Below are 25,596 nucleotides of genomic sequence, written 5' to 3'. Positions count from 1 at the left end.
GCGCGCGGCCCTGTGCAACGGCCATGCTCGCCCGCCCGCCCCCCGGCCGGGCGCCTCGGTTTCAGAGGAGAGCACCCCTCGGAGCGGGGTGGGCCCGCGCCGCTTCCGGGCACCGGGCTGACGTTTTTCGTCCGGCCCGGTGCCGTTCTTCGTCAACCGCGCTTAGCGCGCCTGCGTCACCTTGTTGTTGCTGCCGGTGCGGTTCACCTTGGGCTTCTTGGCGCCCACGGCCCGCTTCCAGGTGACCTGGTTGTCGGAGCCCGTCACGTCGATGGTGGCCACCGCCTCCACCTTCACCTTGTTGGTGGAGCCGTTCACGCTCACGCGCTTGCACTCCCCCGTCAGGGTGATGTCGTTGTCGCTGCCCGAGATGTTCACCTCGGTCTTCGGCGAGCAGCGGTGCGACTCCTGGCTGCCCGAGCCCGAGATCTCCAGCTCCGTGCCGGCCGCCTCCCCGGTGCTCTCGTCCTCCGCCTCCACGTCCGCGCCGCCCAACTCCTCCGTCCCCTCCGCCTGGGTGTTCACCGACGTGTTGCCCGTGCGCACCTGGACGCTGCCATCCTTGCCCACCTTCACGGAGGTGCGGCCCTGCGCCAGGCCCGTGGCGGGAACCAGCACCAGGCTCGCGAGCACGCCAGACAGCACCGTTCCACGAATGAAGCTCGACATTGCGTTCCTCCTGACGGAAGCCGAAGGGCCTCCGTTGGGAGGCGCAATCAACACGCCTCGGCCCTGGGGCGCAATGACAACCGGCGCATCAGTTTGGAAAGCTCCAACACCGTCACCGGGACGAAGCCCAGCGCCAACGCCAGTCCCAGCTCCCACGGGCGCAGCGCCCCCAGCCCGAACAGCTCCCGCGCCGCCGGCAGCTCGTAGAGCCCCCACTGCAGCCCCACCGAGAAGAGGACGATGCCCAGCAGCAGCCGGTTGGTGAAGGGCCCCACCTCCCAGAAGAGCCGCGTGGTGCTGCGCGCCGCGAACGCCCTCAGCAGCTCGGAGAACACCAGCGTGGAGAAGGCCAGCGCCCTCGCCCGGTCCACGTCGTGCGCCGGGTCCGCCCAGATGAACACCCCCAGCACCATCAGCGCCTCCAGCGTCCCCACCAGCAGGATGGCGCGCCACTGCGCCGCGCCCAGCATCGGCTCGTCCGGACGTCGGGGCGGGCGGTTGAGCAGCTCCGCGCGCGCCGGGTCCATCACCAGCGCCAGCGCCGGCAGGCTGTCCGTCACCAGGTTGATCCACAACAGCTGCAGCGGCACCAGCGGCAGCGGCAGACCCACCAGCGAGGCCGCCAGCATCAGCATCAGCTCGCCCACGTTGCCCACCAGCAGGTACACCAGCGTCTTGCGGATGTTCTCGTAGATGGCCCGGCCCTCGCGGATGGCCGTGACGATGGTGGCGAAGTTGTCGTCGGTGAGCACCAGGTCCGCCGCCTCGCGCGTCACCTCCGTGCCCGTGCGCCCCATGGCGATGCCGATGTGCGCCTCGCGCAGCGCCGGCGCGTCGTTCACCCCGTCCCCCGTCATCGCCACCACCTCGCCCCGCTCCTTCCAGCGCCGGACGATGCGCAGCTTGTCCTCCGCCGTCACCCGCGCGTGGATGCGCTCGGCGGCGTCCTCCCCCGGCAGCAGGATGCCCAGCTCGCGCCCGATGGCCTGGGCCGTCTCCGCGCTGTCGCCGGTAATCATGACCGTGCGCACCCCCGCGGCGCGCGCCGCCGCCACCGCCGTCACCGCCTCGGGCCTCGGCGGGTCCGCCATGCCCACCAGCCCCAGCAACTCCAGGTTCTCCTCCTCGGGCCCTTCGCCCCGGGCGATCGCCAGCACCCGCAGGCCCCGGTTCGCCAGCTCACTCGCCGCCCGCGAGGCGCTCACCGTGGCGTTGCGGCAGCGCGGCAGCAGCACCTCCAGCGCTCCCTTCACGTAGAGCGCCCCGTCCGCCCGGAGGATGGACATGCGCTTCGTCTCCGAGTCGAAGGGCCGCACCGCCACGCGCGGCCTGTCCCGCTCGAGCTCCTCGCGGCGGATGCCCCGGGTGAGCGCCGCGCGCAGCAGCGCCAGCTCCGTGGGGTCTCCCGTGCCCTCCTTGCCGTCCGGCCCCAGCGAGGCGTCACAGCACGCCGCCGCGGCGAAGAGGATGGCGTGGGAGTTGTCGCCCCACACCTCGCGCACCTCCATGGTGCCCGTGGTGAGCGTGCCCGTCTTGTCCGTGCACACCACCGTCGCCGAGCCCAGCGTCTCCACCGCCTGGAGCCGCCGCACCAGCGCGTGCCTCGCCGCCATGCGCCGCACGCCCATCGCCAGGGCGATGGTCACCACCGCGGGCAGGCCCTCGGGCACGGCCGCCACCGCCAGCGAGATGGAGGAGAGCAGCATCGTCATCCACCCGTGGCCCCGCCACAGGCCCAGCGCCGCCACCAGCACCACGATGGCCAGGCACGCCACCAGCAGCGTCTTCGTCACCTGCTCCAGCCGCTCCTCCAGCGGCGTCTTCGTGTCCTGTGTCGAGGCCAGCAGGTGGGCGATCTTCCCCAGCTCCGTGCGCATGCCGGTGGCCCGCACCTCGGCCAGCCCCGTGCCCCGCGTCACCGCCGTGCCCAGGAATACCGTGTCCGTGCGCTGCGCCAGCGGCGTGCCCTCGGCCACCGGCCGCGCGGCCTTGTCCACCGGCGCGCTCTCGCCCGTCAGCGCCGCCTCGTTGGTGGCCAGGGCGTGCGCCTCCAGCAGGTGCGCGTCCGCGGCCACCACATCCCCCGCCTCCAGCAGCAGCACGTCCCCGGGCACCACCTCCGCCGAGGGCAGCTGCACCGCGTAGCCGTCCCGCATCACCCGCGCCCGCGGCGCCGTCATCGAGCGCAGCGCCAGCAGCGCCTGCTCCGCCTTGAACTCCTGCAGGAAGCCGATGAGCGCGTTGAGCACCACGATGGCGCCAATGGCGATGGCGTCCGCGTGCTCGCCCAGCAGCGCCGACACCCCGCCCGCCCCCAGCAGCAGGGCGATCATGGGCGAGCGGAACTGCCCGAGCAGCACCACCCAGGGCGAGCGCGTCTCCTCGCGTTGGATTTCATTGCGCCCGTGCTCGGCCAGGCGCCGCGTGGCCTCGGCCCGGCTCAGTCCCAGGACGGTGTTCGCGGGCCCCGGCGGGGCAGGGGGGACGGGGACGGACTGCTCCCGGGACATGGGCGGGAGCGGGCCGTTCATCCCGGGACTCCGCCCTGCTTCGTGAAGGCGAGGGCCTCGGCGAGCTCCCGCTCCGGGTCCTCCTGGCGGGAGCGCAGCTTGCGGCCCGTTTCGGGCACCACCATCACCGGCTTGGGGCAGGCGCGCAGCAGCGTGTCCGCGACGCTCCCCAGCAGCGTGCGCGCCAGCGTCCCGCGCGTCCGGGTGCCCACGATGACCAGGTCCACGTCCTCGGCCTCGGCCGCCTTGGAGATGGCCTCCGCCGGCTCGCCGTGCAGCACCGCGATGCTGGTGGACGGGCCGCTGCGGCCGGTGTGCTGGCGCAGCTCCTCCAGCAGGCCGCGCGCGTAGTCCTCGCAGGCGCGCTCGAAGGCGGCGAAGTCCGCCATCTCGCCCTCGGCCACCGAGTCCGGCAGCACGTGCACCAGGGTCACCTGCGCGCCCACTCGCCCGCCCAGGTCCAGGGCCACGCGGGTCGCCTCGCGCGCCACATCGGTGCTGTCCACCGCCACGAGTATCCGCCGCATCGCGCTTCCTCCGGGCCCGCTCATCGCACCACCACCACGGGCTTGGTGGCCGTGTGCACCACCTCGGTGGCCACGCTGCCGAGCAGCAGCCGTGCCACCGTTCCCTGCCCCCGGCTCCCCATCACCACCAGCTGGATGTCCTCCGCCTCCGAGCGATCGGCGATGGCGATGGCCGCGTTCCCCACGCCCAGCTCCGTCTCCACCGCCACCCCGTGCGAGCGGGCCTTGTCCGCCAGGGCGGCGAGCAGCCGGGTACCCTCGGCCTGGAGCGAGTGCTGCAACTCGGAGAGCGCCCCCGGGCCCATGCCTCCCACCGGGAGCACCACCTGCGGCATCACGTGCAGCAGGTGGAGCCCCACTCCCAGCTTCGCGGCCAGGGAGGCGCCGAACTCCAGGGCGCGCAAGGAGGCAGGTGAGCCATCGAGCGCGATGAGGATGCGAGCCATACCCCTCTCCCTTCCATGTCCCGTGCCAGCCCTCTTCCGAGGGAAGGACGCGGGCGGAACGCCGAGCGCGCGCAAGCGCTGCGTGGAACAGACGCAATCGTTGCGCGAGGCCCGCGCCTTCCTTTCAAAGTTGCACACCGCGTGCCCGGGCCACCCGGGCCGGCTCGCGGGCGGGCGCCCGGAAGCCCGGGAGGGCCTTGGCGCGCAGCTGACAGCCCCTCTCGAAATCTGGGAATTGCGGGGTGTTCCGGGACCCGTTTCCGCCGGGGTGCCTCCTCTGAGAGAGTGCGCGGCCCCATCCCCCCTGACAGGAGTAGAGAGAGATGAAGCACGAAGGTATGCCGCGTTCGCGTTGGCTCGCCGTGGCCCTGATGTCGCTGGTGGCCTGTGGTCCCGAGGAGGAGCAGCCGCCGCCGCCCGCGCAGCCCGCGGCCTGCACGCAGGAGACGTACGACGAGGCCATCCGCGATGCCTTCGAGTCCACCCCGGAGGAGGTGACCAACGGCCTGTGGGCCATCACCCCGTCCAACACGCGCCTGTCGTGGAACGAGGACCAGAGCATGGTGCGCATGGTCGCGTGGACCACGTTCACCGGTTACGCGCAGGGCGACAACACGCTGTCGCGGGAGATCTGGGTCACCGCGGTGCCGCAGCTCAAGGAGCTGTGCAAGACGGTGACGGACGACGCGGCCCGCATCGTGCGCGTCAACCAGTACCTCGGCCTGCCCCCGGCCACCGAGGCGGACAACAAGCGGCAGTTCGTCGAGATGTGGGTGAAGCCGGGCGACATGTTCCGGCCCTGCCCGGATTCGGAGATCACCGACACCACGTGCGGCCTGACGTTCCCCGCCGGTGTGTCCAGCGAGCACCGGACGTGGATCTCCAACAACTACGCCTCCAGCTACGGCTTCTGGCAGTCCACGCAGTACCCGTGGACGGGCCTGGGCTACACGTATGACTGGTGCGGCCAGGACACGCACGTGGGCGCCAGCGAGTTCGTCGTGCGCCCCGGCTCGGTCGTCAACGTGACGGCCATCATCGACCGCAACACCTACTGCGCGCAGTAGGCACGGGCGCGGGGTGACCGCCAAGGTCACCCCTGTGTTGATTACTGTAGAAGTAGGGAAGGGCTCATGCTACCTGTTGAGCAATGGAGCCCTTCATGTCCCATGAGGACGCTTCCCCTTGCGGGTGGGGGCGTGGTCTTCTCTTGCCGGAACCCATGACGGTCTCGGTCAAGAAACCCGCGACGTACCAGGACCTCTGTGCCCTGCCGGAGACGGTGGTGGGAGAGCTCGTCGAGGGTGAGCTCCTCGCCTCGCCCCGGCCCGCCAGCCGCCATACGCTCGTGACCTCCGCGCTCGGCGGTGAGCTGAGCGGACCCTTCCAACGGGGGCGGGGAGGACCGGGGGGCTGGTGGATCCTCGACGAGCCGGAGTTGCACTTCGGCGGTGATGTGCTCGTCCCGGATCTGGCTGGTTGGAAGCGCACGCGGATGCCGGTCTACCCGGACGAGCCCTTCTTCACCCTTTCGCCGGACTGGGTCTGCGAGACGCTCTCTCCGTCGACCTCGAGCTTCGACCGGATGAAGAAGATGCCCGTCTACATGCGCGAGCAGGTGGACCATGTCTGGCTCATCGATCCGTTCAACCGGGCGCTCGAGGTCTTCCGGCGCGAGGGGAAGCGCTGGGTGCTCGCGGGCAACTACGCCGGGGACGCGCGCATCCGCGCCGAGCCCTTCGAGGCCGTGGAGCTGGAGCTCGAAGCACTCTGGCTCCCTCCCAGGTGAGCGTCCGGTCTACCTCCAGCGTTCTGAGAAGGTAGGAGCCGCCTGGCCGGGGTGTTGCCAGGCCCGAGCACCCGGTGGCCAGAGCGGTGTAGACTCCCGGGGGCGTTGACGCCCCGCTCAGGCCCCATGCAGAAGAAGCTCACCGAAGACCTCTCGACGACCGCCGTGCACTCGCGTGGCAGGGCCGCGGTGGCCCCGCGCACCGTGCCGGCCCTGACCATCGTCTCCCACCCGCAGCCCCAGCGCATCGGCGAGCGGCGGCTGCTCAGCGAGATGATCGCCGCGGCGGGCCGGACGGCCTCCCTGTCGCGCAATGCCCCGGACTTCTCCCGTCCCGGCAGCGTCCTGGCCCTCCCCCTCGGGGACCCCTTCATCAGCCGCAAGCCCGTGCAGTTCGAGCCCGGGGCGCGTGGCGGAGTGCGGCTGCTCGTGCCGGAGGATGGGACGGGCGTGCGCGTGGCCGGGCAGCCCGTCGTGGGCTGCCGCGAGTTCTCTCCCGAGGAGCTGGCCGCGGGCGTGCCGCTGGAGCTCGCCGAGCGCGTGGTGCTGCTGCTCCACCACGCGTCCTCCTCTCCCGAGTCCGGCCCGGGGGAGCTGGGCATGGTGGGCCAGGGCGAGGGCGTGCGCCGGGTGCGCGAGGATGTCTCCCGCGTGGCGGACCTGAACGTGCCGGTGCTCATCCGGGGCGAGACGGGCTCGGGCAAGGAGTTGGTGGCCCGCGCCATCCACCAGCACAGCACGCGCCGGGACGGGCCCTTCATCAGCGTCAACCTGGGCGCCCTCTCCAAGGAGCTGGTCTCCGCCGAGCTGTTCGGCGCGCGCAAGGGCGCGTACACGGGCGCCACCGGGGACCGCGAGGGCTTCTTCCGCGCCGCGCACGGGGGCACGCTCTTCCTCGACGAGGTGGGCGAGGCGCCGCCCGAGGTGCAGGTGGCGCTGCTGCGCGTGCTGGAGACGGGCGAGGTGTTCCCCGTGGGCGGCAGTGCCCCGGTGCGCGTGGACGTGCGGCTCATCACCGCCACCGACGCCAACCTGGAGGAGCGCATCCGCCAGGGGCACTTCAAGGCGCCGCTGTTGCACCGGCTGGCGGGCTACGAAATCCAGGTGCCCCCGCTGCGCGAGCGCCGCGAGGACATCGGCACCCTCTTCATGCACTTCGCCCGCCAGGAGCTGGAGACCACGGGCGAGGCCCAGCGGCTGACGTCCGCGGACCCGCGCGCCGAGCCGTGGCTGCCCACGTCGCTGGCCATGCGCCTGGTGCGCTACGCGTGGCCCGGCAACATCCGCCAGCTGCGCAACGTCGCCCGGCAGCTCGTCATCGGCAGCCGGGGCCTGCCCCACCTGCGCGTGGACGCGCGGCTCGAGCAGGAGCTGGACTCCGCCGCCGCCCCCATCCCCGGACAGGCCGTGTCCGCGCCGGCCCCGTCCTCCTCCGCCGAGGAGCCGGACTCCGCCGACGACAAGGCCGCCCGGCGCAAGCCCTCGGACGTGGGCGAGCAGGAGCTGCTGGAGGCCCTGCGCGCCAGCTCGTGGGATCTCAAGGCCGCCGCAGACCGGCTGGGCATTCCCCGCTCCTCCGTCTACGTGCTCATCGACAAGAGCTCCCTCATCCGCACCGCCCGGGACTTGAGCCCGGAGGAGATCACCCGCTGCTTCCAGGAGTGCCAGGGCGACCTGGACCAGATGGTGCGGCGGCTCGAGGTCTCCAAGCGCGCCCTGCAGCGCCGCGTGCGCGAGCTGGGCCTCGGCGGCGACTGACACGTCAGTCCCGGGCCTGACGTGTCCGTGACGTGCCAGCCGGGCTCCGGCGCGGCCGGGGCGGCGTGCTCCCGAGGGAGGAGGCGTGTCCGAGGGGCTGGTACGGTGCCTGCAACCTCCCGCTGGCAACGTTCTTCCAACGTCCCCGCGCGGGACACCAGGAGCCCCAGAGCATGTCCCTCGTCGTCGTCGAAATCCTCGCGGATGGCACCATCCGCTATTCGCCCAGCAATCAGATCCACGCGAACGACTCGGTGACCTTCCAGGTGGATGGCATCCCCGTCGACGTCGAGGTGGACTTCGACACCCCCTGCTGCTTCACCTCGTCGGATCCCCTCACGCTCAATTCGAGCAACCAGGCGACGGCCTCGGCCCCGGAGACGGTCTCCACCAGCGTCACCCCCGGGAGCAAGTACGGTTTCACCGCGACCATCCCCGACGCGCACCGCAAGAAGTTCCCCAACTGGGAGGTGAAGCGGGGCGAGCTGGAGGTGCCGGTGGATCCCCCGGAGGACAAGAAGCGGCGTTAGGGCACGGGCGGACCGGCCACCGGCTCGCGCGAGCCGAGGAGCCGGTGACGCCACTCGGGCCCGAGGTGGGGATTGTGGGCCAGGGCCTGCTCTCCTTCCTCCCGGGCCTGCTGCCGCCACGTGTGTTGCTGCTCCGGGGTGGCGGCGGTCCCGGCCATCGCCAGGAGCACGCTGGCGTGCAGGACGCGGGCTCGGGCCCACCGGGGCCGGGCGGCGAGTGTCTGCCCGGCCAGCTCCAGGGCCCGCTTCAGCTCCGGGGCACCGTCGCCGCCCTGGAGCGTCTTCCACCCGGCCTGCTCGCGCAGGAAGTGGCCGGCGCCGAGCCGGTATTCCCACTGCCGGGGCTCCAGCTCCAGCGCTTGGTTCCAGGCCTTCGCCGCCCGCTCGAAGTCCTCCTCCCGGGCCTGCCCCCGGCGGGCCAGCCAGCGGGCCCGAATACCGAGCGCCTCTCCCTGGTACCGCCACGCGTTGCCCAGCCGGGGGTTGAGCGCGCGCGCCTTCTCCAGGGCCTGCTCGGCCCCGCCGAGCTCCGGCCGTGGATCTTCCCCCTGCTCCAGCCTCCAGGTGGCCATCAACACGTGCGCCCGGGCCTGGTTGGCCCAGAGGTCGGCGTCTCCGGGCAGCAGCGCGAGCGCCTGGCGATAGGACTCCACGGCCGCGCGCAGCTCCGGGCCGGGGTCTTCCCGCCGCGCGAGCTGGAAGAGGGCCCGCGTCACCCGCACCTCGCCGAGGTTGTTGTGGGAGAAGGCCTGCTGGGGCGCCACGTCCCGGGCCTGCTCGAAGGCCTTCCCGGCCTCGGCGAGCAGGGGCTCGGGAGCGCCACCGTCCTCCCAGAGCTGCTCGGCCTGCCACAGGAGCGCCGCGCCCAGGCCGTAGTGGAGCTGTTGCAGCTTGGGGCTGACGGCCAGGCCCTGGCGGTAGAGGGCCACCGCCTTCTCCAGGTGGGGCACGTACTCCTCGTCCCGGTCCCGGTGATGGCGGGCGAGCAGCTCGGAGACATAGGCCCCCTGGAAGCAGGCCGCGGCCTGGGCGGGGTTGAGGGCCAGCGCCCGGTCGAGCGCGTCGCGGGCCCGCTCCAGGTCTCCCGCCACATCCGGAGCGTGGGGGACCGAGGCCCGCTTGCGGTACACGCTGCCCAGGTTGATCCACGTCTCCAGCTGACGCTCGTCCAGGTGGCTGGCCGCGAGGTACGCGTCGATGGCCTTGCCCAGATGGACGAGCGGCTCGCCCCCGTGCTCGCTCTCGTAGTCGGCCCACACCCGCCAGGTCATCCCGAGGTTGATGAAGTAGGGGTAGTCGCGGGACTCGGGGCGGATGCGCTCGAAGGCGTCGAGGGCCAGGCGGAGCTGCTCGCGCGGCTCCATCCCCTGCTGCTGCCGGGAGCGGGCCGCCAGCCTGTAGGTGACGGCCAGCTCCAGGGTGACGCGGTCCGAGGGCGCGAGCGCCTGGGCGGCGCGGGAGGCGGCGAGGGACTTCTCCAGCAGCGGCTCCACGCCCTCGCCACCCTTCTGGAGGCGATACTCGGCGAGCCGGCGGTGCAGGCGCGCCGCGGCCAGGTGGGAGAGGGCGTGGTCGGGCGCGGCGGTGAGCGCGCGGGAGAGGGCCTCCAGGCCGCGCTCGTAGTGGGGCAGGACGTTGCCCTGGCCATACAGCTCCAGGATGAGCGCGGCGGTCTCCAGGCGCGCCAGGGAGTAGTGCCCGGCGGGAGCGCTCTCGGCGGTGGCGATGGCGGAGGCATGGGCCCGGCGGCCGGCCTCGAGGTCCGTCTGGGCGCCTTCCCGGTCCCCCTGGTTCCAGCGCTGCGTGGCCCGGGCCAGGAGGATGTCGCCCCGGAGCAGAGGCGCCTCGTGAAACCAGGGCTGCGTGTTGCCCATGGCGTCCAGGTGGGCCAGGGCCTCCTCGTGGTGCTCCTCGAAGAAGGCGAGGAGCGCCTTCACATATAAAGGAGGGGCGGGGACGTCGGGGCCCTCGGCCTGGCGGAGGTAGGCGAGGGCCGGGTCGCGGTAGCGCTGTTGAATGTCGCGGCGGCGGGCCTCGCGCTGCTCGGGGCTGCGGCGCTCCACGTCCAGCAGCAGCTGCTCCTGGTAGAGGTGGCCGAGCACCAGCGCGAGCGCCCAGGCCACGCGCGGCTCGCGGTAGCCGTGCGCCCAGGCGGACTCGAGCCGCGCGCGCGCGCCCTCCCGGTCCTCCAGGGCGAGCAGCGCGCGGCCCAGGGCGTACTGTCCCGGGCCCACGGCGTGCTCACCGGCCTCGCGCACCTCGGCCTCCAGCGCGGCCATCTCCGCTCGAAGGGCCTCGCGGTCCGCGCGCGTGTCGTGCAGCCGGGAGAGGGCGGAGTAGCGCGCCGAGGCCTCCATCCGCTCCACGCGCTCGGTGAAGCGGCGGGAGAGGCGCTCGCGCTCGGCCACCTCGCTGCGGGCGAGCACGGCCTGCCCCAGGGCCAGCGTCACCACCAGCAGCGCGGCCGAGCCCAGCGACAGCGCCACCCGGTGCTTGCGGGCCTTCTTGCGCAGCCGGTAGCCGAGGCCCTGACGCGCCAACACCGGCTCGCCGGCGAGGAAGCGCTCCAGGTCCTCGGCGAGGGCGCGCGCCGAGTCGTAGCGGGCCGGGCGCTCCTTCTCCAGGCACTTGAGGACGATGGCCTCGAGGTCCGCGGGGATGTCCTTGTCCAGCGCGCGCGGGGGCCGGGCCTCCTCGGCCTGGAGGCGGGTGATGACCTCGAGGGCATTGGCGCCGGTGAAGGGTGGCTGGCCGGTGAGCAGCGCGTAGAGCGAGGCGCCCAGGGCGTAGACGTCCACGCGCCGGTCCAGCTGCGTCACCTCGCCACGGGCCTGCTCGGGCGCCATGTAGTGCGGCGTGCCGAGCACCTCGCCCGAGGCCGTGCCCTCCTCCTTCCAGTCGCGCGCCAGGCCGAAGTCCATGACGAAGGGGGAGAGGCCCCCGTCCTGCGTGCGCTCCACGAGGATGTTGGCGGGCTTGATGTCGCGGTGGACGAGCCCGGCGCGGTGGGCGGCGTGCACGCCCTCGGCGGCCTGGCGCAGCAGCAGCACCTTCTGCTCCAACGGGAGCGAGCCCGCGAGCTGGCCCAGCGGCTGCCCGTCCACGTAGCGCATGGCGATGAAGCCGCGGCCGTGCACCTCGCCGACCTCGTACACCTCGCACACGCGCTCGTGACGCACGCGGGCCTGGGCACGGGCCTCGGCGAGGAAGCGGCGTGCGAGCTCGGGATTGTCCCCGCGCACGAACTTGAGCGCCACGTTGCGGCGCAGCAGGGGATCATACGCGAGGAAGACGAGGCCCATGCCGCCCTGGCCGAGGAAGCGCACGGGCTGGTAGCGGTCCCACCCGGGCACCGGGAAGGCGGGCTCGCGGGGCTCGCTGGAGGCGGGGCCGCTGCCGGAGGGGGACGGCGTACCGGAGGGGGACGGGCGGGAGGGCGTGCCGGGAGCCAGCGTGGCGGCCTCCTCGGGCTGGGCGCCACCCGGGGCCGAGGAGCCCGCGTGCCGGGCGGTGTCCTCGCGGGAGAGCTCCTCGCGCAGCAGGTGCAGGGTGTCCTCGGAGAGCCGGCCCCGCTCCCTCAGCAGCTCCAGCGGGCCGAGCTCCCTCCGGAGCGCTTCCTCGCGAATGGCGTCTGTCTCCTCGTGGGAGAGCAGTCCTTCGTCCAACGCGAGGAGCAACTCCTCTTCGTACGCCTCCTGCTTCGCCCCTGTGTTCCGCACGGGGAGCAGCATACCGGCGGACCCGAGGCCTCCGGTAACTCCCGTGAGTGGACGTCCTGGCCGCTCCTTTCGCCGGGGCGGCGCGCTCGTATGCACCCCAAGCAGGCGTGGGCTGACGTGTCAGGCGCCCTTCGTGACACGTCAGGCCTTCCCCGGGGGTCGTCTCGCCGGGTGGCAGGGGCCTGATCATGCCCCCTTGGGCGGTGCGCGGCCTCGGCGGACGCTGGCTCATGGCTTGCTGTGGTGAACGGCCGCAGTCACTCACCCCAGGAGTTCGACGACATGACACGGATGGGTTTCCTTCTCCTCTGCACCATCGCGACCGCGGCGGCGGCACAAACGCCGGCGGCCCTCGGAACGGAAAAGGCGCAGAACAGTTACGCCCTCGGCCAGGAGATCGCGGGCTCCATCAAGCAGACGGGTGCGGACCTGGACATCAATGCCTTGCTCCAGGGCCTCCGGGACAACCTGGAGGGAAAGCCCTCCCTGTTGAGCGCCGCGGAGCTCCTCAAGGCACGTGACAGGTCCCGCTCCGCGATGCTCCAGAACCACAAGAAGAAGCTCGAGGAGGACAGGGCGAAGTACGGCAAGGCGGGGCAGGACCATCTGGCGAAGCACTCGAAGGAGAAGGGCGTGGTCACGACCCCGAGTGGCCTTCAGTACGTGGTCCTCTCTGCCTCTCCGCACCCGCGCCCCGGCCCCAAGAACCGGGTGGTGTTCGACTACACGGCGTCCATCGCGGGGGGAGCGGAGTTCGACAGCTCCGCGGCCCTGGGCCGGCCCGCCGTCATGGGCGTCAGTGATGGCATCAAGGGCCTGGCGGAGGCCTTCCAGCTCATGCCCATGGGCAGCAAGTACCGCTTCGTCATCCCCCCGCAGCTGGCGTACGGCGCCGAGGGCGTCCCCGGCAAGGTTCCGCCCAATGCCACGCTCATCTACGAGATCACGCTGCGCGAAGTGGTGAAGTGAAAGGCTGGAGACCCGCGATGAAATCCATGCAGAGCACATATCTGGGTCTGGCCGCCGCGTTCCTGCTGGCGGGCTCGACGGCCGCCGCGCAGGTGACCTTCGACTGCCAGACGACGCAGGCGAGGGCTCCTGCCTCCGGCCTGGCCGCCAACCCGAAGGCGGTGGCGATGGTCCCCCTCGACAAACAGCAACAGGGCTACGTCCGGGTGGGCGGTGGGTGCGAGGTGTCGCGCTTCGGCTTCGACTCCGTGCATGCCGCGGTGATGGTGCAGAACGCCCCGGACGGAGAGCAGGGCTGGCGGTGCAAGGGAGCGGATCCGGCGTTCGTCTCCAACCCCGCCTGGGCCAAGGCCTCCGTCACCTATTGCAAGGCCAGCGACCCGAGCATCAGCAGCCTGCGCCTGCAGTGCACCACCCTCTCCAAGAAGACGGGCCCCTCGCGCAACCCGGCCGCCGAGGTGACCCTCTCCCCGGCCCTCGTCTCGGACGGCTATGCCGTCGTCTCCGGAGGCTGTGACAGCTCGCACGCCCTGAATGGCTCCGTCCACGCCGAGAACGTGGTGATCTCCAAGCCCTCGGCCAATGGTCAGGGGTGGTTCTGCCAGGCGGCCGATCCGCCGAACAACGGCCAGGATGCCACCGTCGAGGCCTCGCTCGTCGCCTGCCGGGTGGCGATCGATCCCACGCAGGCGGCCACGCTCCCCAGCAAACCCGCCCTGCGCTGCTCGGTGACCCAGGGCATGAAGTCGCCGGTGTCGAGCTATCCCAAGTCCATCGTCCCCCCTCCGGTGACGGGCAAGATGCTGGGCGGCGGGTGTGAGCTCTCCTACGCGGGCAATGGCTCGGCCCACGCCGAGTTCATGGTGCAGCACGGGCCCCAGGGCTCCTCGTGGGCGTGCCTGGCGGCGGATCCTCCCGCCATCCCCAACCCGGGCACCGCGCTGGCCAGCGTGGTGACCTGCGACATCACCACGGCTCCGCCGCCGCCTCCTCCTCCGGCGGTGACCCAGAAGAATCCGGTCATCATCGTGGGCGGAACCATGGCCGGGGAATTCCTCTACTGGCTCCTGGAGGCGCGTCTGCGGGCGGACGGTTACACCGTCGAGTTCTTCGAGCTCCCCGAGCTCGGACTGATCGACATCCACAAGGGCGCGCAGCAGCTCAGTTACAAGGTGGCGGATGTGTTGCTCCGGACCGGTGCGCAGAAGGTCAACCTGATTGGCCACAGCCAGGGAGGCATCACGTCACGGACCTATGTCCACGACTACGGCCCCAACTCCGTCGAGAGCCTCATCACCCTGGGCTCACCCCACCAGGGCGTCAATATCGAGAAGGGCTCCATGCTGGAGCTGTTGGCGACGGTGCTGTTCAGCTGTCAGGCGACTCCCCAGCCCGCGGTCTGCCAGCAGTTGCTCCACGGTTCGTCTCTCATCAATGAGATCAACCTGCGGCCCGCGAGCGACCCCATCTATTACACGAGCCTCCTGACCACGAACGACATCTTCGTGACTCCCTACACGTTCGGGATCATGGCGAATTGTGATCGCACGAACGCGGCCGGTCAGGCGCTCAAGTGCAACGTGCTCGTGCAGGACAAGGATCAATGCCCGGCCAACCTCGTCGACCATGTCGGGCTGGCCTCGAACGGTGTGGTCTACAGCGGCATCCGGCAAGCGCTGGAACACAAGCCGGTACGCCTCGACTGCTCGGCGCTCTGAGCGGGAGGTCGCTGACAGGTGTTGCTGGACAGGCCGGGTGCCCGAGAGGTGCCCGGCCTTTTTTCGTGAGGCCAGGCCAGGGGAAATAGGTTCCTACAGGGGGAGGTCCCGGCCGCGCTCGGGAGCAACTGGTCCTACTGTCGGACCAGTCGGCACGCCGCGCGGCCAGAAGGTGCCCTCTGCGTTGCTGCAAGAGCACTCCGGAACGGACTTCCTTCGGATGGCTTAGCGGCTCTTGCCGTCGACGTTCTGGATGTTCAGCGTGGCTGCATCCACGTCGTCGAGGCAGCGGGTGTTGATCGCCACCATCGGACCATTCGGGCCGGAGCCACGCGCGAAGGAGCGGATGCCGCAGGTCTTGCAGAACAGGTGATGGATGACCTGTTTGTTGAACTGGTAGTCGGTCAGGTTCTGCTCGCCCTTCTCGAGCGTGAAGCTGCTCTCGGGGACGAACGCGAGCAGCGTGCCCGTGCGCGCGCAGATGGAGCAGTTGCACTGGATGACCGGCTTGGTGAGATCGAGCTCGACGCGGTAGCGGACGGCACCGCAGTGGCAGCCGCCCGTGTGAGAAGTGTTGGTGGACATGCGCGCAGCCTAGGCAGGTTGACGGCACGTCAGCCACGCAACTTTCCCCCCCCTGCGTGGATAATGGAGCAACGCATCAAATTTCGGGCCTGCAGGAGCCGACCATGACGTCCATCAACCGCAATGTGAGCGCGTTCAACCCGGCGAGCACCACCACCGCCCGTCCGGCCACCGAGCGCAAGTCCCTGAATCCCCTGGAGAAGGTGGTGGACCTGGCCAAGAGCGGGTTGGCCGATGTCCCCCGCTTCGTGAAGATGGGCCTGGACGTGTTCGAGGCCTCGCACGCGGCCGAGCTGACGCGGCTCTTCGGCGGTGACGCGAAGCCGGACCGGCTGTCCGACGGGAAGTTCGTGGGGACCCAGGGCCAGACGTTCCCGCCCGGCACCCCGCTGGGCCAGATTCCGGGCGTCACTCCGAAGAACAACCCGAACCCCTCGGAGACCATCCTCTACGTCAACGGCATCATGACGCCGCTGGACGGGCAGCTGAAGGAGATGCAGTCCATCGCGGAGACCTCGGGCGCCAAGGTGGTGGGCATCCACAACGCCACCCAGGGCCTGGTGACGGACCTGGCCCAGTGCGTGACGGACAAGCTGGACAAGGGCTCCAACCCGGCCGTGGACACGCTGGCGGACACCCTCTACTCGGAGCTGAAGGCCGGCCGGGACGTGCACCTGATGGGCTACAGCCAGGGGGGCCTCATCACCGCGCGGGCCCTCTTCGACGTGGAGCAGCGGCTGCGCCTCGAGGACGGGCTGTCCAAGTCGCAGGTGGAGCAGCTGATGAGCCACCTGAAGGTGGAGACGTTCGGCGCGGCCTCGACGAAGTATCCGGATGGCCCGCAGTACGTGCACTACGTCAACAACGCGGACCCGGTGCCCACGCTCACGGGCCTGGGCGGCAGCGTGGATCCGCTCGACTTCCTGAAGGACGCGGGCAAGGGCGCCGTGGTGCACCGCTTCACCGACGGCAACCTCAACCCCATCAGCAACCACATGCTGGACACCCTCTACATGAAGCACCGGGTGTCCTTCGACGAGGCCCGCGAAGGCCACTTCTAAGCCATCGGAACCAAGTTCTTTCAGGGGTGCTCTCGCAGCAAAGAACGTGGCACCTTCCGGCCACGCGGCGTGCCGACTGGTCCGACTATCGGACCAGTTGCTCCTGCTCGCGGCCGGAACCTCCCCCCTGACAGGACTTACTTCAACTGGCTTAGACGCACGCACGCCCACCCGTGAATGGCTCACGGGTGGGCGCGTCCGGCCCGGTGCTACTCGACGACCACGAACTCCACGCGCCGGTTGTTGGCGCGGCCCTCGGGCGTGGCGTTGGTGTCGATGGGCTTCTCCAGGCCGAAGCCCTCCGAGTCCAGCCGCTGCGGGGCAATCCCCTTCTGTACCAGGTACTCACGCACCCAGCGCGCGCGGCGCTGTGACAGGTCCTTGTTGTAGCTGGCCTTGCCGGCCCCGTCGGTGTGCGCCTCGATGCGCAGCTTCTGGATGTCCGGGTTGCCCTCCAGCACCGCGGCCACCTGGTCGAGGATGGGCAGGGACTCGGGCAGCGCGTTGTCCTTGGCGGTGGCGAAGAACACCTTCTCCAGCGTGCGCAGCTTGCCCTTCTCGATGACCACCTTCGCCGGAGCGGGCGGCGGCGGAGGCGGCGGAGGCGCCTCGACCATCACCACCACGTTGGCCGTGGCCGAGCGCTCGGGGGCGCCCGTGACGCGGTAGGTGAACGTGTCGCGGCCGGAGAAGCCCTCCTTCGCGCTGTAGCGCAGCGCGCCCTCGGGCGTGGTCTCCACGATGCCGCCGCTGGACGTCACTCCCACCTCGGCCACGCGCAGCAGCTCGCCGGGCTGGCCCTCGTCGTTCTGCAGGATGTTCAGCGTGATGGACTGGCCCGCGAGCACCCGGCCCTCGTCGTCATGCGCCACGAGCGCGGGAGGCGGAGGCGGCGGAGGCGGCGCGGTGACGAGGGGCGCGGCCGGAGCCGGAGCCGGCTGCACCGTGCGCCGCACGGCATCCGAGGGCGCGTAGCTGAGGGCCGCGAGCACCCGGAAGCGGGGCGTGCCGAAGCCGTTGGTGAGGCCAGGGCCACCGCCGAGGGTCATCTCCAGGTTCTTGAAGTAGCCCAGGCGCAGGGCCACCAGCAGCTCCAGGGGGCTCGTCGGGACGGAGGGGCTGTTCAGCCCCACCTCCCCGGCCACGGTGGACAGCAGGGCGAGCTTCCAGCGGGGCACCAGGTCCACCTTGCCGCCGATGCCGTACGTCACCGAGGTGCCGAGGTTCAGGTTGAGGAACCGCTGGGGGCGGCCGAAGAAGAGGCCCGCGTTGGCCATGAGGGCCGAGCCGTGGGGGCCGCGCCACTCGCCGACGAGGGTGGGGTTGAATGTGACGCTGCCTCCGCCCAGGTACGAGTCCTTGGGGGCGGTGGGGAAGGTGACGGGCAGCGACACCGCGAGCCCGAAGTCCTCGGTGCGGAGCAGCGCCGTCTTCAGGTTGAGGCGCAGGTCGGAGAACGCCGTGGTGGTGAGGGCTCCCTGGAGCTTGGGGTCCACCATCCCGGCGCCGCTGGTGGTCTGGTAGACCATCATGGGCAGGGCCGCGCCGAGCTCGAACCGGTCGAACAGCGCCACGGAGCCCGCGAGCGTGAGGTACGTCTGTCCTCCCACGAGGATGCGCTGGAAGCCCGGGTTGTCGACGGAGACGAGCCGCAGCGGCTGGTGGGCGTAGTCGGCGAAGAGGCGGCCACTGAAGGTGAGGTGCTCGGGGACGTGTGCGGACTGCACGCCGAGCACGTCATCGCGGCCGGTCTGCGGCTGGAAGCGCTCCACGAGGAAGGAGCGGCTCAGGTCGTCCTGGGCCTGGGCGGCGGCGGGAGCGGAGACCGCGGCGGCGGCGGCGAGCACCGCGCCCGTGCTCCGGCGGCGGCGGAGGAACGCGGCGAGCGAGCCCAGCATCAGCGGCAGCAGGGAGCCGGCGCCGCCCGTGCTGGAGCAACCGCTGCCCTGCACGAGCCACTTCGAGTGGTCCCCCTCCGGCTTGCACTGGCCGGACAGGCAGAAGGCGCCATCCGCGCACTGGTCATCGGAGGTGCAGCTGGCGAAGCAGGCCACCTCGCCGCAAGCGTAGTCGCCGCAGCTCCGCGTCTGGGTGGCGCAGGCGCCCGCGCCGTCGCAGGTGCCCGCCGTGGTGGCGACGCCCGCGGAGCAGCCCGGCGTGCCGCACTGCACGGACTCGCCGGGGTAGGCGCAGGTGTCGCGCTTCGTGCCATCGCAGACGCCGCCGCACTCGGTGCCATCCGCGGCGCAGGCCGGACGGCCGCCCTGGGGCGCGCCCGTCACCGCATTGCAGGTGCCCACGCTACCGGCCGCGTTGCAGGCCTCGCACTGGCCATCGCACGCGGTGTCGCAGCACACGCCGTCGGCGCAGAAGCCGGTGGAGCAGTCGCTGTCGGTGGTGCACGCGCCGCCCCAGTCCGTGCCGGGACGCTTCGTGAAGACGGCGGCCAGGTCGTGCGGCTGGGTGACATTCGTCAGCACGTAGCTGCCGCCGGAGACGGAGGCGCTGACGTCCACGCCGTTGTCCGTGAGCGAGTCGAGCGTGTAGCCCGGGGTGACGGTGACGGTGCAGGTGACGGGCTGGCCGTGGGTGATGGGTGAGGGGCAGGTGACGGTGCCACCGGGCCCGCTGCCGCGGGTGGTGATGGGGTACGTGTTGATGTCGAAGAGGGCGGTGACGGTGGCCGCCGCGTTGGCGGTGAGGGTGCAGGGGTTGGTGGTGCCCGTGCAGCCGCCGCTCCAGCCCGCGAAGGTGCTGCCCGGCTGGGCCGTGGCGGTGAGGGTCACCAGGGAGCCCTCGAGGAAGTCGGCGCTCGCCGAGGCGCAGGCCGGACCACAGGTGATGGCGGCGGGGCTGGTGACGACGGTGCCGCTGCCCTGGCCCGCGGGGTCCTTCTGCACCGTCACGGTGTGGAGGGTGCCGATGCCGTTGACGTCCACGGCGGTGTTGTTGCCGTCATCCGGATCCTGGATGCCCGAGGGAACCGAGACGGAGGCGCGCTGGGTGAGCGTGCCGGAGCCGGAGCCGGGGACGACGCGTGCGTCCACGGTATAGGTGACCGTGCCTTCCACGGGGAGGTTGGCGGTGGTGTGGAGGTTGCCGGTGCCCGAGGCGGCCTCGCAGACGGCGCCGCCGGTGGCCGTGCACGTCCAGGAGATGCCGGTGAGGTCGGCCGGGAAGTCCTGGTCGATGGTGGCGCCGGTGACGGCGTTGGGCCCGTGGTTGGTGACGGTGAGGACGGAGTGGACGGGCCTGTCCCAGCCGACGGCGACGATGCCATCGGAGAGGGAGGCGGAGAGGTCGGCGTAGGTGGCGCTCGTGGTGATGGCCGTCTGGACGAGGGGCCCGATGAGCGGGGACACGCCCTGGCCGCCGACGGTGTAGTTGCCATGGGCCACGTGGCCGGTGGCCGCGGGGTCGATGTGCACCTTCATGCCGAAGGTGGTGCTGGCGGTGGGGTTCATCGTGCCCAGGTCGCACGTCACCGTGCGGGTGGCGCTGTCATGGGTGCAGGTGACGCCCGGCGGCGTGTCGAGCGAGACGAACGTCGTCTGGTCCGGGATGACGAGGGTGACGGTGGTGCCGTTCACCGCGCTCGGGTCCGAGTTCTTGACGAGGTACGTGTACGTCAGGTCCGAGTCCGCGTTGGCCGACTTCACGGCGGTGGCGGCGATGGAGAGGCCGGGGAGGAACGAGCCGAAGCCGTCCACGTACACATGGCCCCAGTGGCCGCCCTGCGAGCAGCCCGCGGCGATGACGTCGAGCTCCACGGTGTCGCCGATGGACAGCTGCGCGTCACCGGGCGCGACGTCGACGGACTGCCAGTCGGTGTACTGGATGTTACCGGTGGTGGTCTTCCACGGGACGCCGGGCTGGTTGGCGAAGTTGAACGTGCTCCACAGCTCGGTGCCGCGCGTCACGTTGCGCAGGGTGATGTAGATGTAGGGCTGCTGGTTCTGCGCGTGGCTCGGGTTCTGGAGCACCGGGGCGAGCGCGAAGCGCACGTGCACCTTGCCGTCGGCGGGGTCCACGTCGGAGGAGGCGAGCGTGGCCGACTGCACCAGGCGGTTGACGTTGTTGCTGTTGCCCAGCTCGTTCACCACCGCGGCCCACTGGCCATAGCGGGGCCAGCGCAGCGACTCGGCGGCGGTGAGGCCGGCGGGAATCTCGCTCTCGGGGCCGCCCGGGGCCTGCCTGGCGGCGGTGCGGTCGACTCCTCCCGTCTGGAGGTTGAGGTCCGTGGTGCTGGTGGGCGGGAGGGTGATGCCCGGGTTGCGGAAGGTGGCGACGCTCCAGCCGTTGAGCGTGCCCTCCTCGAAGTTGCCGTTGGTGAAGAGTGCCTGGGTGCTCACGCCGGTCTCGGGCCGAGCGGACTCCACGGAGGCGTCGCTGCGGGTGCAGCCCGAGGTGACGGCGATGAGCAGGACGAGCGCCGTGTAAAGCGGGGTGGATGATGGATTCATGGCTGCGGGTCGTAAAGCAGCAACCATGCCCAGGGCCGCTCGAGGCACTTTCAGAGGGAGCGCCCGGGGAGAGCGGCCCGGAATGGGCGGGGCCGGGCACGGTTTGACGCGTCAAGCACCGGCCCGGCACCGGCGTTGACGCGTCAAGACGCCGCCCTCCAGGCGGGCCTGCACGCTGGGTTGCGGATGGCGCGCCCGTGGCCACAACCTACCTGGAGCATCCTGACGACACGGGAGGGCGTGGATGCCTCGCCGGACATTCCCCTGGAGAGGAGCGGTCAGGGTGGGAGCCCTGAACCTGCGAGCGAGATTGCTGCTCGTGGTGTTCCTGGCGCTCCTGGGCTCGTCCCTCATCATCCTCCACACCTGGACCCAGCAGCGGCGGTTGATGCGGGTGGAGATGGAGGCGCACGTGCTGCGGCTCACCCGCATGGTCGCCATGGAGGACGAGCAACTGCTCGACTCCACGCGGACGCTGCTGTCGGTGCTCTCCCTGGTGCCCGAGGTGCGGACGCTGGAGGCGGGCACCTGTGGCCCGTTGCTCTGGCACGTGCTGGAGGCACACCCCCTCTACGCGAACCTGGGGGTGGTGGATGCACGGGGGAGCCTCGTCTGCTCGGGCATTCGGGCCGGGGCTCCCGCCAACCTGGCGGACCGGGACTTCTTCAAGGGGGCGATGGCGCGGAACGCGTTCTCCATCGGCAGCTATGGCATCGAGCCGGCCACCCGGAAGGCGGTCATCTATTTCGGACAGCCCCTTCAGGGCTCGGATGGCCGGAGGCTGGGGGTGGTGTTCGCCTCGTTGGAGCTCAAGTGGTTGGATGGCTTCGCCACCCGGGTGGAGATTCCCGAGGGCTCCGTCATCGTCGCCTATGATCGGCGGGGCACCGTGCTGGCGCGCTATCCGGACGAGCAGGCCTGGGTAGGCCGCTCCATCGTGGAGGCGCCCTTCGTGCAGGCCAGCTTCCACGAGAAGATGGGCGTGGTGGAGGCCCCCGGGCCCCGCGGGATGCGCCGGGTGCACGCCTTCACGTCGCTGGGATCCGGGCCGCTCGGCCAGCCCCTCTACTTGAGCATTGGCGTGCCGCACGACGTGCTGGAGAACTCGGTGCGGCAGGTGCTGGTGCGCGACCTGGTGCTGCTGTGGGGGGCGGGGGCCTTCGCGCTCCTGCTCCTGTATACGGCGGGGCGCATGCTGGTGGTACGCCCGGTGGAGCGGCTCGTCCAGGCGGCCAACCGGCTGGGCTCGGGAGACCTGAGTGCCCGCTCGGAGCTGCCGTACGGGCCGGACGAGCTGGGCCGGCTCGCGCGCAGCTTCGATGCGATGGCGGGCTCGCTGGACGCGGCGGTGCGCACCCGCGAGGAGTTCCTGGAGGTGGCCTCCCACGAGCTGAAGACGCCCCTGGCCTCGCTCAAGCTGCAGTTGCAGGGCGTGCTGCGCTCGATGAAGGGAGGAGCGCCGTTGCAGCCCGGGCAATTGCAGGAGCGGCTCCAGTTCGCCGAGCGGCAGGTGTGGCGGCTGGGCCAGCTCGTCGAGCAGATGGTGGACGTGAAGACGGCGGCCGAGGGGGGACTGCACCCGGTGCTGGAGCGGTTGGATCTGGTGGAGGTGGTGCGGCAGGTGGTGGAGGGGCTCGCGCCGCAACTGGCGAGGGCGGACACGCCGGTGGTGGTGGAGGCGGACGCCTCCGTCGTCGGGTGGTGGGACCGGGGGCTGCTGGAGAAGATCCTGGGCCACCTGCTCTCCAACGCGTTGAAGTTCGGCCAGGGCCGGCCGGTGGAGGTGAGGGTGAGGGCCGAGGGACCCGTGGCGCGTCTGGCGGTGAAGGACCACGGCATCGGCATCGCGCCGGAGGAGCAGGCACGCATCCTGGGGCGGTTCGAGCGCGCGGTGTCCGTGCGCCACTTCGGTGGACTGGGGCTGGGGTTGTGGTTGGTGCAGAAGATGGTGGGGGTGATGCGCGGGAGCATCACGCTGCGCAGCGAGCCGGGGCAGGGGACGGAGTGCCTCATCGAGCTGCCCCGCGAGCCCCGGTTGACGCGCCCCGAGCAGGACGCGATGCCGCCAGACGGAGGCTCCTCCATGCATCTGTTCTAGCTGAGCGCGGCCTTACTTCCGTGAGCCCCGGAGCGAGTTGGAGTAGGACTTCCTCCCATGCCCGCTCCGCTCCGCCGTGCCCTTTCCGCCGCCACGCTGGCCGCCCTGCTGCTGCCGCTCGGGTGCTCCACCACCCTCACCACCCAACGCGAGGAAGACAAGCGCATGAGCTCCTCCGACGATGTGTCCAAGCCCGCCCCTCGCTGGGGCATCGTCATCCACGGCGGCGCCGGCGTCATCAAGCGCGAGTCCCTCTCCCCCGAGCGCGAGGCCGCCGTCCGCGCCGTCCTCGCCGAGTCCCTCCAGGCCGGCCATGCCATCCTCGCCCAGGGTGGCTCCAGCCTGGATGCCGTCACCGCCGCCGTGCGCGTCATGGAGGACTCGCCCCTCTTCAACGCCGGCAAGGGCGCCGTCTTCACCCATGACGGCAAGAACGAGCTCGACGCCGCCATCATGAACGGGCGCACCCGCGAGGCCGGCTCCGTGGCGGGCCTGCACCACGTGAAGAACCCCATTTCGCTCGCGCGCGCCGTCATGGAGAAGTCCCCGCACGTGATGATGATTGGCGCGGGCGCCGAGGAGTTCGCCAAGCAGCAGGGCGTGGAGCTCGTCCCCGAGAGCTATTTCTATACCGAGGAGCGCTGGCAGTCCCTGCAGCGCGCGCTGGAGGCCGAGAAGCAGCAGCAGCAGACGCCGCCCGAGCAGGGCCAGCCCCAGGGCCCCACGACTTTCTGGGCGCACCCCGCAGGCCGCGAGCACAAGTTCGGCACCGTGGGCGCGGTGGCGCTCGACCAGGCCGGCAACCTCGCGGCGGGCACCTCGACTGGTGGCATGACGAACAAGCGCTTCGGCCGCGTGGGCGATGTCCCCGTCATCGGCGCCGGCACCTATGCCAACGAGCGCTGCGCCGTCTCCGCCACCGGCCATGGCGAGTACTTCATCCGCTACACCGTCGCCCGCGACATCTGCTCGCGCATGGAGTACCTGGACCTACCGCTGCTCGAGTCCGCCCACCAGGTCGTCATGGACGTGCTCGTGAAGGCCGGGGGGGAGGGCGGGGTGATCGCCATGGACGCCCAGGGTAACGTGGCCATGCCCTTCAACTCGTCGGGCATGTACCGCGGCTACATGGGGCCGGACGGTGTCGCCGCCGTCGCCATCTTCAAGGAGTGACAGATGAAGCAGTTGGAAGGAAAGGTCGCGCTGGTGACGGGGGCCAGCTCGGGAATCGGCCGGGCCTCGGCCATCGCCATGGCCCGGGCCGGCGCGAAGCTCGTCGTCGCCAGCCGCGGTCACGAGGGCAACGCGGAGACGGTGAACCTCATCCGCCAGGACGGCGGCGAGGCCATCGCCATCCGCACGGATGTGACGAAGGCCTCGGACATCGAGGCGCTCGTGCGTGGCACCGTCGAGCACTACGGCCGGCTGGACATCGCCTTCAACAACGCGGGCACCACCGAGGTGCCGAAGGCCCTCCACGAGTATGACGAGGAGGAGTGGGACACCGTCCTGGACACCAACCTCCGCTCCGTCTGGTTGTGCATGAAGTACCAGCTGCGGCAGATGCTCGCGCAGGGCGGCGGCGCCATCGTCAACATGTCCTCCATGGCCGGGCTCATCGGCACCAAGGGACTCGGCGCCTATTGCGCCAGCAAGCACGGGGTGCTCGGCCTCACGAAGACCGCCGCGCTCGAGTACGCGCAGCGGGGCATCCGCGTGAACGCCGTGTGTCCGGCCGTCATCCGCAACACCGTGCTGGTGGAGAACCTCTTCCGAGACCATCCCGAGGTGGCCAAGGCACTCGAGGCCACCCACCCCATCGGCCGCGTGGGCCAGCCGCAGGAGGTCGCCGAGGCCGTGGTGTGGCTGTGCTCCGACGCCGCCTCCTTCGTCACCGGTCACGCGCTCAACGTGGACGGTGGCACCTTCGCCGGGCGCTGACGGAACCGGAGTCCTCGGGGCGTGGGGACACGGGTTCAACCCAGGGCCCGTGGCACCCTCACCCCGGGGGGCTTGCCCCCCCTTTGAACGACGGGGGGCTCCTCTCCCGAGGGGAGAGGGGAGGTTGTGGGGAGGGTGTCACGGAGAGGCCTCCGGGTGGTGGTGTGCCTGCGCGAGCAGGGCGAGCACCTCCTCGTCGTCCACCTGGTAGAAGTCCTCGTACCAGACGCCCACCGCTCCGAGTCTGTCCGGCTCCTGCACCGCCACCACCTCGTCCACCTCCTCGCGGCGCAGGGCCTCCGCTGTCTCCGCCGCCGCCACCGGCACCGCCAGCACCAGCCGCCGGGGCCCCAGCACCCGCACCGCTCGCGCCGCCGCCCGCGCCGTGCCTCCCGTCGCCAGTCCGTCGTCCACCAGCAGCACCGTGCGCCCCCGCACGTCCGGCAGCGGCCGCTCGCCCCGGTACAGCCGCACCCGCCGCGCCAGCTCGCGCGACTCCTGCTGCGCCACCGTGAGCGCGTCCTCGTTCGTCAGGTCCGCGTACGCCAGCACCTCGGGATTCACATACAGCGCGCCCCCCTCCGCGATGGCTCCCATTCCCAGCTCCGGATGCCACGGCACGCCCAGCTTGCGCGCCACCAGCACCTCCAGCGGGACTCCAAGGGCCCTCGCGACCTCGTACCCCACCGGCACCCCGCCTCGCGGCAGCGCCAGCACCACCGGGGACTCGCCCCGCATGTCCTTCAACCGCTCGGCCAGCATCCGTCCCGCTTCTCCCCGGTCCCGGAATCGCATCTTCATCGTCTCCTCCTC

The 25,596-nt window shown here is 71.1% G+C and carries 18 protein-coding genes; 10 read left to right on the top strand and 8 right to left on the bottom strand.

The annotated features are described in order from the left end of the window. Window positions 1-162: 162 nt before the first annotated feature. From NR798_RS44900 to NR798_RS44885, 4 genes are read right to left on the bottom strand one after another with little or no spacing between them, the layout of a single operon-like run. Window positions 163-669, bottom strand: coding sequence for a DUF3060 domain-containing protein (locus NR798_RS44900; protein ID WP_375768778.1), 507 nt, complete (start codon window positions 667-669; stop codon window positions 163-165). A gap of 47 nt (window positions 670-716) precedes the next feature. Beyond that, window positions 717-3,200, bottom strand: coding sequence for a cation-translocating P-type ATPase (locus tag NR798_RS44895; RefSeq protein WP_375768777.1), 2,484 nt, complete (start codon window positions 3,198-3,200; stop codon window positions 717-719). Further along, a complete protein-coding gene (locus NR798_RS44890; protein WP_375768776.1) occupies window positions 3,197-3,706 on the bottom strand; it encodes a universal stress protein in 510 nt (169 codons plus the stop codon). Before NR798_RS44890 ends, NR798_RS44895 begins: the two co-directional genes overlap by 4 nt. Before the next feature lie 20 nt (window positions 3,707-3,726). Beyond that, window positions 3,727-4,152 carry a universal stress protein gene (locus NR798_RS44885; protein ID WP_375768775.1) on the bottom strand — a complete coding sequence of 142 codons (426 nt, stop codon included), beginning with the start codon at window positions 4,150-4,152 and terminating at the stop codon, window positions 3,727-3,729. 323 nt (window positions 4,153-4,475) lie between these two features. Between NR798_RS44885 and NR798_RS44880 the strand changes: the two genes are divergently transcribed. The 4 genes from NR798_RS44880 to NR798_RS44865 all read left to right on the top strand — a co-directional run bounded on the left by NR798_RS44880 (window position 4,476) and on the right by NR798_RS44865 (window position 8,229). After that, entirely contained in the window at window positions 4,476-5,219 is a 744-nt protein-coding gene (locus tag NR798_RS44880; protein ID WP_375768774.1) for a hypothetical protein, read from the top strand. A 155-nt stretch (window positions 5,220-5,374) separates the two neighbouring features. Beyond that, window positions 5,375-5,941: a Uma2 family endonuclease gene (locus NR798_RS44875; RefSeq protein ID WP_375768773.1), complete on the top strand. Its 567-nt coding sequence runs from the start codon at window positions 5,375-5,377 to the stop codon at window positions 5,939-5,941. A gap of 126 nt (window positions 5,942-6,067) precedes the next feature. Then, window positions 6,068-7,699 carry a sigma 54-interacting transcriptional regulator gene (locus NR798_RS44870; RefSeq protein ID WP_375768772.1) on the top strand — a complete coding sequence of 544 codons (1,632 nt, stop codon included), beginning with the start codon at window positions 6,068-6,070 and terminating at the stop codon, window positions 7,697-7,699. 173 nt (window positions 7,700-7,872) lie between these two features. Next, window positions 7,873-8,229 carry a hypothetical protein gene (locus NR798_RS44865; protein WP_375768771.1) on the top strand — a complete coding sequence of 119 codons (357 nt, stop codon included), beginning with the start codon at window positions 7,873-7,875 and terminating at the stop codon, window positions 8,227-8,229. Here the strand turns inward: NR798_RS44865 and NR798_RS44860 are convergent. Beyond that, window positions 8,226-11,960 carry a protein kinase gene (locus NR798_RS44860; protein WP_375768770.1) on the bottom strand — a complete coding sequence of 1,245 codons (3,735 nt, stop codon included), beginning with the start codon at window positions 11,958-11,960 and terminating at the stop codon, window positions 8,226-8,228. The genes NR798_RS44865 and NR798_RS44860 overlap by 4 nt on opposite strands. Before the next feature lie 270 nt (window positions 11,961-12,230). Between NR798_RS44860 and NR798_RS44855 the strand changes: the two genes are divergently transcribed. Both NR798_RS44855 and NR798_RS44850 read left to right on the top strand, forming a co-directional pair. Next, window positions 12,231-12,917 carry an FKBP-type peptidyl-prolyl cis-trans isomerase N-terminal domain-containing protein gene (locus NR798_RS44855; protein ID WP_375768769.1) on the top strand — a complete coding sequence of 229 codons (687 nt, stop codon included), beginning with the start codon at window positions 12,231-12,233 and terminating at the stop codon, window positions 12,915-12,917. Between the two features lie 17 nt (window positions 12,918-12,934). After that, the gene (locus NR798_RS44850; protein WP_375768768.1) at window positions 12,935-14,635 is read left to right on the top strand and encodes an esterase/lipase family protein; all 1,701 of its coding nucleotides are present in this window, start codon (window positions 12,935-12,937) and stop codon (window positions 14,633-14,635) included. 225 nt (window positions 14,636-14,860) lie between these two features. On the opposite strand, the gene NR798_RS44845 is transcribed toward NR798_RS44850, so the two are convergent. Then, entirely contained in the window at window positions 14,861-15,220 is a 360-nt protein-coding gene (locus tag NR798_RS44845) for a GFA family protein (protein ID WP_375768767.1), read from the bottom strand. Window positions 15,221-15,324: 104 nt separating this feature from the next. On the opposite strand from NR798_RS44845, the gene NR798_RS44840 reads away from it, so the two are divergent. Continuing rightward, window positions 15,325-16,281 (top strand): hypothetical protein, encoded by a 957-nt coding sequence (locus NR798_RS44840; RefSeq protein ID WP_375768766.1) that lies wholly within the window; start codon window positions 15,325-15,327, stop codon window positions 16,279-16,281. A gap of 209 nt (window positions 16,282-16,490) precedes the next feature. Here the strand turns inward: NR798_RS44840 and NR798_RS44835 are convergent, their stop codons facing one another. Beyond that, complete coding sequence (locus tag NR798_RS44835) at window positions 16,491-20,744, bottom strand: OmpA family protein (RefSeq protein ID WP_375768765.1); 4,254 nt, start codon at window positions 20,742-20,744, stop codon at window positions 16,491-16,493. Window positions 20,745-21,027: 283 nt separating this feature from the next. Here NR798_RS44835 and NR798_RS44830 point away from each other — a divergent pair, with 283 nt between their 5' ends. From NR798_RS44830 to NR798_RS44820, 3 genes are read left to right on the top strand one after another with little or no spacing between them, the layout of a single operon-like run. Beyond that, complete coding sequence (locus tag NR798_RS44830; protein WP_375768764.1) at window positions 21,028-22,842, top strand: ATP-binding protein; 1,815 nt, start codon at window positions 21,028-21,030, stop codon at window positions 22,840-22,842. Between the two features lie 57 nt (window positions 22,843-22,899). Further along, the gene (locus tag NR798_RS44825) at window positions 22,900-24,015 is read left to right on the top strand and encodes an isoaspartyl peptidase/L-asparaginase family protein (protein ID WP_375768763.1); all 1,116 of its coding nucleotides are present in this window, start codon (window positions 22,900-22,902) and stop codon (window positions 24,013-24,015) included. Window positions 24,016-24,018: 3 nt separating this feature from the next. Beyond that, complete coding sequence (locus NR798_RS44820; protein WP_375768762.1) at window positions 24,019-24,783, top strand: SDR family oxidoreductase; 765 nt, start codon at window positions 24,019-24,021, stop codon at window positions 24,781-24,783. 138 nt (window positions 24,784-24,921) lie between these two features. On the opposite strand, the gene NR798_RS44815 is transcribed toward NR798_RS44820, so the two are convergent. Then, window positions 24,922-25,584 carry a phosphoribosyltransferase gene (locus NR798_RS44815; protein ID WP_375768761.1) on the bottom strand — a complete coding sequence of 221 codons (663 nt, stop codon included), beginning with the start codon at window positions 25,582-25,584 and terminating at the stop codon, window positions 24,922-24,924. Between the last annotated feature and the right edge of the window lie 12 nt (window positions 25,585-25,596).

The organism is Archangium gephyra, assembly GCF_042230915.1.
In the GTDB taxonomy this organism is placed as follows: Bacteria; Myxococcota; Myxococcia; order Myxococcales; family Myxococcaceae; genus Archangium; species Archangium gephyra_B.
This window is presented reverse-complemented; position numbering and strand designations above follow the sequence as displayed.

Excerpts from the sequence above, each read along its gene's own strand:
- NR798_RS44900 (WP_375768778.1), bottom strand. The coding sequence starts at position 669 with ATGTCGAGCTTCATTCGTGGAACGGTGCTGTCTGGCGTGCTCGCGAGC.
- NR798_RS44895 (WP_375768777.1), bottom strand. The coding sequence starts at position 3,200 with ATGAACGGCCCGCTCCCGCCCATGTCCCGGGAGCAGTCCGTCCCCGTC.
- NR798_RS44890 (WP_375768776.1), bottom strand. The coding sequence starts at position 3,706 with ATGCGGCGGATACTCGTGGCGGTGGACAGCACCGATGTGGCGCGCGAG.
- NR798_RS44885 (WP_375768775.1), bottom strand. The coding sequence starts at position 4,152 with ATGGCTCGCATCCTCATCGCGCTCGATGGCTCACCTGCCTCCTTGCGC.
- NR798_RS44880 (WP_375768774.1), top strand. The coding sequence starts at position 4,476 with ATGAAGCACGAAGGTATGCCGCGTTCGCGTTGGCTCGCCGTGGCCCTG.
- NR798_RS44875 (WP_375768773.1), top strand. The coding sequence starts at position 5,375 with ATGACGGTCTCGGTCAAGAAACCCGCGACGTACCAGGACCTCTGTGCC.
- NR798_RS44870 (WP_375768772.1), top strand. The coding sequence starts at position 6,068 with ATGCAGAAGAAGCTCACCGAAGACCTCTCGACGACCGCCGTGCACTCG.
- NR798_RS44865 (WP_375768771.1), top strand. The coding sequence starts at position 7,873 with ATGTCCCTCGTCGTCGTCGAAATCCTCGCGGATGGCACCATCCGCTAT.
- NR798_RS44860 (WP_375768770.1), bottom strand. The coding sequence starts at position 11,960 with ATGCTGCTCCCCGTGCGGAACACAGGGGCGAAGCAGGAGGCGTACGAA.
- NR798_RS44855 (WP_375768769.1), top strand. The coding sequence starts at position 12,231 with ATGACACGGATGGGTTTCCTTCTCCTCTGCACCATCGCGACCGCGGCG.
- NR798_RS44850 (WP_375768768.1), top strand. The coding sequence starts at position 12,935 with ATGAAATCCATGCAGAGCACATATCTGGGTCTGGCCGCCGCGTTCCTG.
- NR798_RS44845 (WP_375768767.1), bottom strand. The coding sequence starts at position 15,220 with ATGTCCACCAACACTTCTCACACGGGCGGCTGCCACTGCGGTGCCGTC.
- NR798_RS44840 (WP_375768766.1), top strand. The coding sequence starts at position 15,325 with ATGACGTCCATCAACCGCAATGTGAGCGCGTTCAACCCGGCGAGCACC.
- NR798_RS44835 (WP_375768765.1), bottom strand. The coding sequence starts at position 20,744 with ATGAATCCATCATCCACCCCGCTTTACACGGCGCTCGTCCTGCTCATC.
- NR798_RS44825 (WP_375768763.1), top strand. The coding sequence starts at position 22,900 with ATGCCCGCTCCGCTCCGCCGTGCCCTTTCCGCCGCCACGCTGGCCGCC.
- NR798_RS44820 (WP_375768762.1), top strand. The coding sequence starts at position 24,019 with ATGAAGCAGTTGGAAGGAAAGGTCGCGCTGGTGACGGGGGCCAGCTCG.
- NR798_RS44815 (WP_375768761.1), bottom strand. The coding sequence starts at position 25,584 with ATGAAGATGCGATTCCGGGACCGGGGAGAAGCGGGACGGATGCTGGCC.